Below are 11,821 nucleotides of genomic sequence, written 5' to 3' on the forward strand. Positions count from 1 at the left end.
CGCCGTCGCGCGGCTGGCGATCGGCCTGCGCGACGTGCGCGATGCGGGCGTCGCGAACATAGACGAGGCCATCAGCACGCGGGTCGACGCGATTCTCGAGATCGCGGACCGGCACGGCGTCCCGGTGCTGACGCCGCGCGAGCGCGAACGGCGCGCAGGGATCGTCGCCCTCGCCCCGGAGGCCCCCGCCGCCATGTCGGCCGCCCTGACCAACGCCGACGTCGTCGCCACGACGCGCGGAACGACCATCCGCGTCGCAGCCCACGCCGGGACCGACGATGAGACGCTGCGCATGCTCGACGCAGCACTCGGCACGGTCGTCACGCCGGGGGACTGAGCGCGCAGAGTTAATACGGACTTAACCCGCACTTCGGGCGTGTCCGTGTTCCGGTTCCCGCGCCGAAGTCGTACGTTCAAGACATCGGGCACAGTGCCCGGTCGAGTCGGCCCTCAGGTTCGCGGCTCGTGACCCCAGGTCGACTCGTGGCATAGCCGGGAAGCATCCCGGGTCGGGAGTGGGTCGTGACCACACGTACAGCACAGCAGTCCACCCGTCAGGCCTCGCGCCGGTCGTCTTCGGACGCACCGGACCAGGACCTCCGCACATACGTGCTCGACACGTCGGTGCTGCTGTCGGATCCGCAGGCGCTGTTCCGCTTCGCAGAGCACTCGATCGTCCTTCCGGTCGTGGTGATCACGGAGCTCGAGGGCAAGCGTCACGATCCGGAGATCGGATACTTCGCCCGGCAGGCCCTGCGTCATCTCGACGCGCTGCGCGTCGAACACGGACGGCTCGACTTCGCCGTGCCGGTCGGGGAGGGCGGAACGTTCCGGGTGGAGCTGAACAACACCGACGCGAGTGCGCTGCCCAGCGGCATCCGCCTCGCCGACAACGACAGCCGCATCCTCGCCGTCGCCATGAACCTCGCCCAGGACGGTCAGGACGTCACGATCGTCTCCAAGGATCTGCCGATGCGTGTGAAAGCGGCATCTCTCGGCCTCATCGCCGAGGAGTACCTCGCCGAGCAGGCCGTGGACTCCGGCTGGACAGGCATCGCGACGCTCAACCTCTCCGGCGACGACATCAGCGACTTGTACGAAAGCGAGGTCGGCCTCAGCGAGGACGCCCGCGGGCTGCCTGTGAACACCGGCCTCATCATCCATTCCGAGCGGGGATCGGCGCTCGGACGCGTGTCGGGCGACGGCGAGTACCGACTCGTGCGCGGCGACCGCGACCTGTTCGGCATGCACGGTCGTTCTGCCGAGCAGCGCATCGCGATCGACCTGCTGACGGACCCCGACGTCGGAATCGTCTCGCTCGGTGGCCGCGCCGGCACCGGAAAATCGGCGCTCGCGCTGTGCGCAGGACTCGAGGCCGTGCTGGAGCGCCAGCAGCAGAAGAAGATCATCGTCTTCCGCCCGCTGTTCGCCGTTGGTGGGCAGGAGCTCGGCTACCTGCCCGGTGACCAGAACGAGAAGATGGGGCCCTGGGGTCAGGCGGTCTTCGACACCCTCGGGTCGGTGGTCTCGGGCAACGTGATGGAAGAGGTCGTCGAGCGGGGCCTGCTCGAGGTGCTGCCGCTGACGCACATCCGCGGACGCTCGCTGCATGACGCGTTCGTGATCGTCGACGAGGCGCAGTCGCTGGAGCGCAACGTGCTGCTGACGGTGCTGAGCCGCATGGGCCAGAACTCGCGCGTCGTGCTCACCCACGACGTCGGGCAGCGCGACAACCTGCGCGTCGGCCGTCACGACGGCATCGCCAGCGTCATCGAGACGCTCAAGGGCCAGGGCCTGTTCGGGCACGTCACGCTGATGCGCTCGGAGCGCTCGGCGATCGCCGCGCTGGTCACCGAGCTGCTGGAGGGCGGCGAGCTCAGCTGAGTCGCGTTACGCCTGTCGGAGGTTGTGACGTACGTCGGAGATCATTGACGAAAACCTCCGACGGGCGTATCGACCTCCGACTGGCGTCACGCAGCCGGCGGGTGTCAGCACTCTCTGCCAGGGAGTCACAGTCACACATTCACGCATGGTCACGGAGTCGGTTCAGGGCGCCGATGATCGCCGCGCGGACGGTCGGCCAGTCATGCACGACCTGGGCGTAGTCGAATCGCAGCGTCTCGTAGCCGAGCGCGGACGCTGCGGCATCCCTGACCAGATCCTTGTGGCGCATCGATGCTCCGTCGTGGTTCTTCTTGCCATCCGCCTCGAGGATGAGGCGTCCGCCGATCACGAAGTCGACCTTGCCGACGGTACTGATCTCGACCTGGCAGTCGAGGCGCACACCGACGAGGTGCAGCCGAAGTCGCAGCAGAGACTCCAGCCCACTGTCGGCGTCGGGTTGCGCGATATCGATGATCCAGCGAGCGGATGTTGGGAGTGCAGCGCGGATGCGAGAGCGCGCAGCCCTGGACAAGAGACGAAGTTTCCACGCCGATTCGAACGCCGCGAAGAAGGCCTCTTCGCCCTGACATCGATACAGGTGCAAGAGCGCCTGCTCGAGTGATGCCGTCCCCAACGGCGGGTCTCCTCGGTAGTAGTGACTGACGCACGAGCAGTTCGCATGGGTGCGTGCTCTCCCGGAAGCGCCCATCCAGACGTGCGGTTCCGTTCCCTCGTGCAGTACCCACACTCCGTGCGAGCGCAGTACCGAGGTACACGTCAGCGCGCCGCCGTGGGCGATGGCCTCGCGTATGGACGGTTTCAGCCCTGGGACGGCGAACACTCCAGAGCGGATGCGATCGATCTTTCCCTTGGCGACGTGGCGAGCAAGTGTCGCGCGAGAGATGCCGAACTTCTCCAATTGGGTCCCGAAGGCGACGTTGCCGAGTTGGGTGATGACGTGTGCGGGATCGATCATCCCGCCACAGTGTCTGTTCCCGCCATGCGGCGGTGGCCGAATCATCTGATTGTGGACAGATCCGCAGCAATCACTTTTGTGCAGGACGAGTGGGGCGTCGGACGAACGTTCCGCACAGCGGAGCCTGTGACGCACGTAGGAGGGATAACAGTAAAACCTCCGACGGGCGCAACAGGCTCCGACGTGCGTACCAGGCTCCGACGGGAAGCGGGTCAGCCCGGGTGGGTCATGGAGAGCAGGTCGAGCTTCTCGTCCAGCACCTCGAGAGTGATCTCGCCGCGCTCGACGTAGCCGAGGTCGATCACGGCGTCGCGCACGGTGATCCCCTTGGCCACGGCGTGCTTGGCGATCTTCGCCGCGGCCTCGTAGCCGATGACCTTGTTCAGCGGGGTGACGATCGACGGGCTCATGCCCGCGAACGCAGCGGCGCGCTCGGTGTTCGCCTCGAGGCCGTCAACCGTCTTGTCAGCGAGCACGCGCGATGCGTTCCCGATCAGGCGGATCGACTCCAGCAGCGCCGTGCCCATGACCGGGATCGCGACGTTCAGCTCGAAAGCACCGGATGCTCCGGCCCAGGCCACGGTCGCATCGTTGCCGATCACGCGGGCGCAGACCATCAGCACGGCCTCGGGAACCACTGGGTTCACCTTGCCGGGCATGATCGACGAGCCGGGCTGCAGATCGGGGATGTGCAGCTCGCCGAGACCCGTGTTGGGCCCCGACCCCATCCAGCGCAGGTCGTTGTTGATCTTCGTCAGCGACACCGCGATGGTGCGCAGCGCGCCGGATGTCTCGACGAGGCCGTCGCGGTTGGCCTGAGCCTCGAAGTGGTCCTTCGCCTCGGTGATCGGCAGCTCCGTCTCCGCAGCGAGCAGCTCGATGACCTTCTGCGGGAAGCCGAGCGGGGTGTTGATGCCGGTGCCGGTGGCGGTTCCGCCCAGCGGCACCTCGGCGACGCGGGGGAGAGCCGACTGCACGCGCTCGATGCCGAGACGAACCTGACGGGCGTAGCCGCCGAACTCCTGCCCGAGGGTGACCGGCGTCGCATCCATGAGGTGGGTGCGCCCTGACTTGACCGCATCCTTCCACAGCTCGGCCTTGGCCTCGAGGGCGACGGCGAGGTGGTCGAGTGAGGGGATGAGCGTGTCGATGAGCGCCTGCGTCACGGCGATGTGCACCGACGTCGGGAAGACGTCGTTCGACGACTGCGACGCATTGACGTGGTCGTTCGGGTGCACGGCAGAGCCGAGGATGCTGGAGGCGAGGCTCGCCAGCACCTCGTTCATGTTCATGTTCGACGAGGTGCCGGAGCCGGTCTGGTACGTGTCGACGGGGAACTCGCCGTCGTATGCGCCGGAGGCGACCTGGTCGGCGGCGGCCGCGATCGCGTCGGCGATGGCGCCGTCGAGCGTGCCGAGCTCCTTGTTCGCCAGGGCGGCGGCCTTCTTGATGCGTGCGAGCGAGGCGATCTGCGCGGGCTCCAGACCCGTGCCCGAGATCGGGAAGTTCTCCACGGCACGCTGCGTCTGCGCGCCGTACAGCGCGTTCACGGGCACACGGACCTCGCCCATGGTGTCGTGTTCGATCCGGTAGTCGGTGTCAGTCACTTCGATCCCTCCTGGGTTGCGGGGATCTCTGGCCCCGTGTCGATTCCAACAGTGATGGCGGGCACGGCCGTGCCCTCGGCGAGACGATAGTTCGCGCCCACGATTCCCAGCCGACCCTCGGCGACAGCTTCGCTGATCAGCTCGGACGACTGCAGCAGGTTCGCGACGGTGTTGCGCAGATGCTCGCGGCCGACCTGTTCGGCATCGATGTCCGCCGGCGAGGATCCGCCGTTCGCCGCCAGCACCTTGCGGGCGGCGGGGATGATCGGGGCGATGAGCTTCCAGATATGCGGCGGCAGCGGGTCCGCGTCGATCGCGGTGCCGTCGATCGCCGCGCGCACGGCGCCGCACTCGTCGTGCGCGAGGACGACGATCAGCGGAACCTTCAGAATCTCGACGGCGTACTCCAGACTGCCGACGATCGATTCGCCGATGACCTGTCCGGCGTTGCGCACCACGAAGAGATCGCCGAGGCCGAGATCGAAGATGATCTCGGCGGCGAGGCGCGAGTCCGAGCATCCGAAGAGGGTAGCGACCGGGTTCTGATGGTCGGCGAGGTCATGACGGCGCTCGACATTCTGATTCGGATGCCGCGGCTCACCCGCTACGAAGCGATGATTGCCGTCGAGCATCTGCCGCCACGCCGCGGTCGGGGTGAGCGTTGTCATCGTGCCTCCGAGATGCTGCGGATCTGCGGGCTGAGCGATTCAGCGAGGTCTGCTGTCGAGTCGGCCGATCGCGCCCCGTACAACAGGATGTAGTCGTCGCCGGCCTGGGTGCCGATCGCGTAGCTGACGTTGTTGTCGGTCTTGCCGGCGACGGCGTAGACGTCCCAGTCCAGCCCGCCGATGCGCGTCGTGTCGGTGGATGCTGTGCCGCCGAGCATCTGCGGAGCCCACGAGGCGTCGGTGTCGAAGCCCTGCGCGACGGTGATGAAGCCGCGCTCGTCTTCAGCGGCAGGGGCGAGCGCGATCTTCCAGACGTTGACCGCGCCGCCCTGCAGTTCGGCAGAATTGACGCGCCAGAAGTCGCCGAGGTCGGGGACGATGACCGGGCTCTGCATCGTCGATTCGACATCGGCGGCGATGCCGACCATGTCGACCTCGCGCTCGGATGCCGGTTCGCCGCGCGGCACGCCGAAGATGACCACGGCGACCACGGCGAGGGTGATGATCAGCGCCGCGATGAGGTTGCGGAACGACTGGCTGGCCCGATAGTTCTTGCTGAACTCGGCCTTGCGCGCGGCAGTCTCCTCCGGTGTCTCGGCGCGGCCGAGCTCGGCGACGATGGGAGGAGGTTTGCTCACGATTCGTCTCCGTCGGATTCCGCGGGACGCGTCGCTTCGAGGCGGCGCTTGGCGCCGAGCAGCCACTCCTCGCAGCGGGCGGCGAGGGCTTCGCCGCGCTCCCAGAGCGCGAGTGAGTGCTCGAGGGTCGGAGAGCCCTGCTCGAGTTCGGCGACGACGCGGACAAGTTCGTCGCGAGCGGCCTCGAACGACAGGGTCTCCACGGGGATGTCGTTCGGCGCAGTCACGCCCTCCATCCTACGACGCGGCACAGACTTCGCCCGGCCGCGTGACCGAGCTCAGCCGGCCTCGGCGATCTCGCCGTCCGACCGGGCGCCGACCGAGCCGTGGTCCAGCGTGATGGTGAGCGCCGTGCCGGCCGGCGCGTCTGCAGCATCTCGCAGGATCACACCGCCGTCGCGGTGTGCGATGGCGTACCCCCGGGCGAGGGTCGCCGCCGGCGAGAGAGCACGGAGCGACGCACGCAGCTCCGAGGTCTTCCGGGCTGCCGCGTCGAGCTGCCGGCCGACCGTGTCCCGTCCGCGGGACAGCAGCAGCCAGAGCTCTTGCGCACGGCCTTCGATGATCGGGTCGGGGGAGCGCAGCACCGGACGGGAGCGCAGCTGCTCGAGCTGCGCGATGTCGTGCGTGATGCGCTGCGTCAGGCGAGAGGTGGCGCGGGAGCGCAGCTGCCCGATGAGGGCGCGCTGCTCTCCGACGTCCGGGACGACCTGCTTGGCAGCATCCGTCGGGGTCGAAGCGCGCAGGTCGGCGACGTCGTCGAGCAGCGGGTGATCGTTCTCGTGCCCGATCGCGGAGACGATCGGGGTGGAAGCCGCGGCCACGGCCCGCACGAGCCGCTCGTCGCTGAACCCCAGCAGTGTCTGCGGATCGCCGCCGCCCCGGGCGATGATGATGACGTCGACCTCTGGGTCGGCATCCAACCGGGCGAGCGCCGCCAGCGTCTCGGGCACGCAGCGATCCCCCTGCACAGCCGCGTAGGCGGTGCGGAACTGCACCTGCGGCCACCGCAGCTCGGCGTTGCGGTGGACGTCTTTCTCAGCATCCGAGCGTTCGCCGGTGATGAGCCCGATGCAGTGCGGCAGGAACGGCAGCTGCTTCTTGCGCGCCGGGTCGAACAGGCCCTCCTGACGCAGTTGGGCGCGCAGCTTCTCGAGCCGCTCGAGCTGGTCGCCGAGCCCGACGTGCTTCATCGTCGAGACGGTGAAGCTGAAGTCGCCCGCCTTGACGAAGTAGTCGGCCTTGACCGCGGCGACGACGTGGTCGCCGATGGCGAGGTCGGCGGGGATGCGCCCTCGTACGCTCGACCAGACGCGGATCGAGATCTGCGCGTCGGACTGGGTGTCCTTCAGACGCCCGAACACGTTGCCGCCGCGGACGTTCCACGACGTGATCTCGCCCTCGACCCAGACCGTGTTCCACCGAGCGACGAAGTCGCGGATCGTGCCGTTCAGTCGGGCGATGGAGGTGGGGGCATCTGATGTCGAGTCACGCGGAGCGACAGCATCCGCCGGTGGAGTCGTGCCCTGAGCGGACGATGCCTCGAAAACCGTCATCGGGTCCTTTCCTCTGCTTCGCGCCTGCGATGTTCGTCCAGGCCCTTCTCCGGCACCCGTCGGTAGACTGGAAGGGTGAGCCAGGCCACCGTACATCTTCCCGTTCCCCGCATCCCTCGGTCGCGGGCGACGCGGCTTCAGAATAACCCGATCGACGGACATAAGCGCGTTCTGCTCGCGGCACCCCGCGGATACTGCGCCGGTGTCGACCGGGCGGTCGTCGCCGTCGAGAAGGCTCTCGAGCGCTACGGCGCCCCGGTGTACGTGCGCAAGCAGATCGTGCACAACATCCACGTCGTCACCGAGCTCGAAGAGATGGGGGCGATCTTCGTCGAAGAGGTCGACGAGGTGCCAGAGGGCGCCAACGTCGTGTTCAGCGCGCACGGCGTGTCACCCGCCGTGGTGAACTCGGCATCGGATCGCGGCCTGCACGCCATCGACGCCACCTGCCCACTGGTCACCAAGGTGCACCGCGAGGCGGTGCGGTTCGCGCGTGACGACTACGAGATCCTGCTGATCGGTCACGAAGGCCACGAAGAGGTCGAGGGCACCGCCGGCCACGCACCCGAGCGCGTGACCATCGTGAACTCGCCCGACGAAGCCGACACGGTCACGGTCAAGGACCCGTCGAAGGTCGTCTGGCTCTCGCAGACCACGCTTTCGGTCGACGAGACCATGGAGACTGTGAACCGGCTGCGTGCGCGCTTCCCCGACCTGCAGAATCCGCCGTCCGACGACATCTGCTACGCCACGCAGAACCGCCAGGTCGCGATCAAGAAGGTCGCGAAGGATGCGGATCTCGTGATCGTCGTCGGCTCGTCGAACTCGTCGAACTCCGTGCGCCTGGTCGAGGTCGCCCTCGAATACGGGGCGAAGGCCGCCTACCGCGTCGACTACGCCGAAGAGGTCAAGCAGGAGTGGCTCGACGGTGTCGAGACGGTCGGGGTCACCAGCGGCGCATCGGTGCCCGAAGTGCTCGTCCGCGAGGTTCTCGAAGCGCTCAGCAGCGCCGGGTACGCCGATGTCGAAGAGATCCGCACCGCCGAAGAGGATCTGATGTTCTCGCTCCCGAAGGAGCTGCGCCAGGACCCGTCGGGGCAGCGCGACACCCGCGCGCTCGGCGGACGCTCGAAGCCCGCATCGGCATGACGGATCGGCCGCAGTACGGCGAGTACGCGACTCCCGAAGAGCAACGCCGGCTTGCGGGGCTGCCGCCGATGGATGCTGCGCCCGAGACCCCCGTGATCGCAACGCCCGCTGTGGTCGAAGCGCCGGCTGCGCCGAAGAAACCGGCGGGTCGCCCGTGGGACCGCATCCTCACCATCGCTCTGCTCGCCTATGGCGTGGTCAACGTCTTCATGACCGGCATGTCGTATCTGAACCTGCCCGACCTCATGAACGAGAGCATGAAGATCCTCGGCATCGAGGGCGAGTTCACGAACTTCGAGCAGGCCAGGGTCTGGGGCACGGTCGCCGCGATCGTCCTCGTCATCGGGTGGGTGCTGACGGCCTGGCTGTCGATGCGGCGACTGCGAAGCGGAAAGATCACGTGGTGGCTGCCGCTGGTCGGCGCCGCAGTGACCATGCTGGTGGCGGCGTTCTGCATCACGGTGCCGATGATGGGCGATCCGGCGTTCCTGACTTACGTCGAGGGGATGTCGGGGCGTTGAGCTCCGCCAGCGTGCTCGCCGTGTGCGCGGTGCACGAGTTGCGCCCGGATGCCGGCACGGTCGGCACGACCGCGATAGACAAGCGTTCGGTTACGGGGCCGGTGCGCGTCGGCGCGTACGGGGTCTATGCCGATGTGCAAGCTGACCGCAAGAACCACGGTGGCCTGGACAAAGCCGTGTACGCGTACGCGCAGGAGGATGCGGCGTACTGGGAACGCGAGCTCGGCCGCGCGCTTCCGGCGGGGTGGTTCGGCGAGAATCTGCGCGTATCGGGGCTCGATCTCGGTGTCGCACTCGTGGGCGAGCAGTGGTCGATCGGCACCGCCGTCGTCGAGGTGACGATGCCGCGCACGCCGTGTCAGACCTTCGCCCGATGGGTCGGCGGAGACGACGAGCGCGGCTGGGTCAAGCGCTTCTCGAACGCGCGTCGACTGGGTGTCTACCTTCGCGTCGTGCAGAAAGGCCGCGTACAGGCAGGGGATGCCGTGTCTCTCCTGGCACGGCCGGAGAATGCTCCGACCGTGCCAGGAGATCTACCGCGGAGTGTGACGGTCAGCTCTGCGACTGGCCGTACGAACCCAGCTGGCGCGTCGACTCGACGACGCGGGCGGCCATCGCCGTCTCGGCGATCTTGCCCCAGGCGCGCGGGTCGTACTGCTTCTTGTTGCCGACCTCGCCGTCGACCTTCAGGACGCCGTCGTAGTTCTTGAACATGTAGTCGGCGATCGCCCGCGTGTACGCGTACTGCGTGTCGGTGTCGATGTTCATCTTGATGACGCCGTTGGCGACCGCGGTCGCGATCTCTTCATCGGTCGAGCCCGAGCCGCCGTGGAAGACGAGATCGAGCGGCTTCGCGGAGGTGCTGTACTTCGCGGCGACCTGCTCCTGGATCTCGCCGAGCAGCTCGGGGCGCAGCTTGACGCCGCCGGGCTTGTAGACACCGTGCACGTTGCCGAAGGTGAGGGCGGCGATGTAGCGGCCCTGCTCGCCGAGGCCGAGCGCCTGGATGGCCTGGTCGACATCCGCGAACGTCGTGTAGAGCGCTTCGTTCGAGCCCTCGTGCGCCACGCCGTCCTCCTCGCCGCCGACGACGCCGATCTCGACCTCGAGGATGGCGTTGATCGCCTTCATGCGCGGAAGCAGGTCCTTCGCGATCTCGATGTTCTCCGCCAGCGGCACGGCCGATCCGTCCCACATGTGCGACTGGAAGATCGGGTTGCGGCCGGCCTTGACCTCTTCTTCAGAGGCGGCGATCAGCGGCTCGACGAAGCCGGCCAGCGCATCCTTCGGGCAGTGGTCGGTGTGCAGCGCCACGGTGATCGGATAGTTCTTGGCGACCTCGGTCACATAGCGGGCGAAGGCGAGTGCGCCGGTGGAGCGGCCCTTCACTGTGTGGCCGGCGAAGTAGTCGGCGCCGCCGGTCGTCACCTGGATGATGCCGTCGGAACCGGCCTCGGTCAGGCCCTGGAGGACGGCGTTGATGGTCTGTGAGCTGGAGACGTTGAACGCGGGATATGCGAAACCACCGGCCTTCGCGCGGTCGAGCATCTCTGCGTACTGTTCCGGAGTGGCGACGGGCATGAAATCTCCTGCGATAGATGAAGCCGGGACAGTGCTCACTCTATCGCTGGCCGTGCATGGATGCCGGAGCCCCTGCTTGCGTCTTCACGAGGCAGTCTTCATCAAGGTTAAGAATCACGATTTCTTCACGCTCCGGGAGGTGAAACATCGCCTTGTCCGGACGCTTCGCTCGTTAGGCTGGCCTCATGGTGAGTCTGACGGCCGATACGAGCCCGCTGCGTCCCGATCGAAATCTCGCGCTGGAACTGGTGCGTGCGACCGAGGCGGCATCGATCCGTGCGGTGCCGTTCATCGGCCGCGGGGATAAGGAAGCGGCTGACGGTGCGGCCGTCGACGCCATGCGCGCATTCCTCGGCACCGTGAACTTCCAGGGCCGGGTCGTCATCGGTGAGGGCGAGAAGGACAACGCGCCGATGCTGTTCAACGGCGAGGTTGTGGGCTCCGGACGCGGTCCGGAGTGCGATATCGCCGTCGACCCGATCGATGGCACCTCGCTGACGGCGGCCGGTCGGCAGAACGCACTGTCAGTGATCGCGGTGTCGGATCGCGGCACGATGCTCGACGCCTCGAGCGTCTTCTACATGGACAAGCTCGTCACGGGCCCGGCTGGTGTCGGCGTCGTCGACATCCGCCTGCCCGTCGGTGAGAACATTCGCCTCCTGGCGAAGGCGCTCGGCAAACCCGTGGACGAGCTCGTCGTCTCGGTGCTGAACCGCCCCCGCCACGAGAAGCTCATCGAAGAGATCCGCGAAGCGGGCGCCGGAACGCGCCTGATGAGCGATGGCGATGTCGCCGGAGGCATCAACGCGGCCCGTCACGGTGCACGAACCGACATGTGCGTCGGTGTGGGCGGCAGCCCGGAGGGCATCGTCACAGCCTGTGCGATCAAGGCTCTCGGTGGACACATTCAGGGGCGGCTCTGGCCGCGCGACGACGAAGAGCGTCAGCGTGGCATCGACGCCGACCTGAAGATGGACTACGTGTACGAGGCCGAAGAACTGGTGCAGGGCGATAACACGCTGTTCGTCGCGACGGGTGTCACCGATGGCCAGCTCGTCGCGGGTGTGAGCCGCGAGGGCAACTATGTCTATACCGAGTCGGTCGTGCTGCGGGGCGCTTCGGGCACCCTGCGCCGGATCTCGTCGGAGCACCTCGTATCGAAGTGGCTCTGAGCCCGGATCGTCGCCTTCCCGGCACCGTCGGAGCGCCCTTCCGGCCGCTATCAGGGATTGCTGGCACAA

11 protein-coding genes and 2 pseudogenes are annotated in these 11,821 nt (G+C 67.4%); 6 read left to right on the plus strand and 7 right to left on the minus strand.

Translation table 11 applies throughout. The annotated features are described in order from the left end of the window. Both ACTICP_RS10810 and ACTICP_RS10815 read left to right on the plus strand, forming a co-directional pair. Positions 1-337, plus strand: a pseudogene (locus ACTICP_RS10810) (aminotransferase class V-fold PLP-dependent enzyme); the annotation flags it as partial. A gap of 185 nt (positions 338-522) precedes the next feature. Beyond that, positions 523-1,884, plus strand: coding sequence for a PhoH family protein (locus ACTICP_RS10815; protein WP_441892250.1), 1,362 nt, complete (start codon positions 523-525; stop codon positions 1,882-1,884). Between the two features lie 139 nt (positions 1,885-2,023). Here ACTICP_RS10815 and ACTICP_RS10820 read toward each other — a convergent pair whose 3' ends face one another. From ACTICP_RS10820 to xseA, 6 genes are all read right to left on the minus strand, one after another. Then, the gene (locus ACTICP_RS10820; RefSeq protein WP_441892252.1) at positions 2,024-2,860 is read right to left on the minus strand and encodes a DUF559 domain-containing protein; all 837 of its coding nucleotides are present in this window, start codon (positions 2,858-2,860) and stop codon (positions 2,024-2,026) included. Positions 2,861-3,072: 212 nt separating this feature from the next. After that, positions 3,073-4,467, minus strand: a complete 1,395-nt coding sequence (locus tag ACTICP_RS10825) for a class II fumarate hydratase (RefSeq protein ID WP_441892254.1) — start codon at positions 4,465-4,467, stop codon at positions 3,073-3,075. Then, positions 4,464-5,135 carry a carbonic anhydrase gene (locus tag ACTICP_RS10830; protein ID WP_441892256.1) on the minus strand — a complete coding sequence of 224 codons (672 nt, stop codon included), beginning with the start codon at positions 5,133-5,135 and terminating at the stop codon, positions 4,464-4,466. The genes ACTICP_RS10825 and ACTICP_RS10830 overlap by 4 nt, the downstream gene beginning before the upstream one ends. Then, complete coding sequence (locus ACTICP_RS10835; protein WP_441892258.1) at positions 5,132-5,773, minus strand: DUF4245 family protein; 642 nt, start codon at positions 5,771-5,773, stop codon at positions 5,132-5,134. The genes ACTICP_RS10830 and ACTICP_RS10835 overlap by 4 nt, the downstream gene beginning before the upstream one ends. Continuing rightward, positions 5,770-6,000: an exodeoxyribonuclease VII small subunit gene (locus ACTICP_RS10840; RefSeq protein ID WP_441892260.1), complete on the minus strand. Its 231-nt coding sequence runs from the start codon at positions 5,998-6,000 to the stop codon at positions 5,770-5,772. The genes ACTICP_RS10835 and ACTICP_RS10840 overlap by 4 nt, the downstream gene beginning before the upstream one ends. A 51-nt stretch (positions 6,001-6,051) precedes the next feature. Beyond that, positions 6,052-7,329 carry an exodeoxyribonuclease VII large subunit gene (gene xseA, locus ACTICP_RS10845; RefSeq protein WP_441892262.1) on the minus strand — a complete coding sequence of 426 codons (1,278 nt, stop codon included), beginning with the start codon at positions 7,327-7,329 and terminating at the stop codon, positions 6,052-6,054. Between the two features lie 150 nt (positions 7,330-7,479). Between xseA and ACTICP_RS10850 the strand changes: the two genes are divergently transcribed. The 3 genes and pseudogenes from ACTICP_RS10850 to ACTICP_RS10860 all read left to right on the plus strand — a co-directional run. After that, positions 7,480-8,478: a 4-hydroxy-3-methylbut-2-enyl diphosphate reductase gene (locus ACTICP_RS10850; protein WP_441892302.1), complete on the plus strand. Its 999-nt coding sequence runs from the start codon at positions 7,480-7,482 to the stop codon at positions 8,476-8,478. Further along, positions 8,475-8,999 carry a DUF6264 family protein gene (locus tag ACTICP_RS10855; RefSeq protein ID WP_441892264.1) on the plus strand — a complete coding sequence of 175 codons (525 nt, stop codon included), beginning with the start codon at positions 8,475-8,477 and terminating at the stop codon, positions 8,997-8,999. Before ACTICP_RS10850 ends, ACTICP_RS10855 begins: the two co-directional genes overlap by 4 nt. 176 nt (positions 9,000-9,175) lie before the next feature. Then, positions 9,176-9,427 (plus strand): annotated as a pseudogene (locus tag ACTICP_RS10860) (MOSC domain-containing protein); the annotation flags it as partial. Positions 9,428-9,551: 124 nt separating this feature from the next. Here the strand turns inward: ACTICP_RS10860 and fbaA are convergent. Next, positions 9,552-10,580 carry a class II fructose-bisphosphate aldolase gene (gene fbaA, locus ACTICP_RS10865; protein ID WP_441892266.1) on the minus strand — a complete coding sequence of 343 codons (1,029 nt, stop codon included), beginning with the start codon at positions 10,578-10,580 and terminating at the stop codon, positions 9,552-9,554. A gap of 185 nt (positions 10,581-10,765) precedes the next feature. Between fbaA and glpX the strand changes: the two genes are divergently transcribed. Next, on the plus strand, positions 10,766-11,752 hold the full coding sequence (gene glpX / locus ACTICP_RS10870) for a class II fructose-bisphosphatase (RefSeq protein WP_441892268.1): 987 nt from the start codon (positions 10,766-10,768) through the stop codon (positions 11,750-11,752). Positions 11,753-11,821: the final 69 nt, after the last annotated feature.

The organism is Microbacterium sp. (genome assembly GCF_052102115.1).
Classification (GTDB): Bacteria; Actinomycetota; Actinomycetes; order Actinomycetales; family Microbacteriaceae; genus Microbacterium.

Excerpts from the sequence above, each read along its gene's own strand:
- ACTICP_RS10820 (WP_441892252.1), bottom strand. The coding sequence starts at position 2,860 with ATGATCGATCCCGCACACGTCATCACCCAACTCGGCAACGTCGCCTTC.
- ACTICP_RS10830 (WP_441892256.1), bottom strand. The coding sequence starts at position 5,135 with ATGACAACGCTCACCCCGACCGCGGCGTGGCGGCAGATGCTCGACGGC.
- xseA (WP_441892262.1), bottom strand. The coding sequence starts at position 7,329 with ATGACGGTTTTCGAGGCATCGTCCGCTCAGGGCACGACTCCACCGGCG.
- ACTICP_RS10855 (WP_441892264.1), top strand. The coding sequence starts at position 8,475 with ATGACGGATCGGCCGCAGTACGGCGAGTACGCGACTCCCGAAGAGCAA.
- fbaA (WP_441892266.1), bottom strand. The coding sequence starts at position 10,580 with ATGCCCGTCGCCACTCCGGAACAGTACGCAGAGATGCTCGACCGCGCG.
- glpX (WP_441892268.1), top strand. The coding sequence starts at position 10,766 with ATGGTGAGTCTGACGGCCGATACGAGCCCGCTGCGTCCCGATCGAAAT.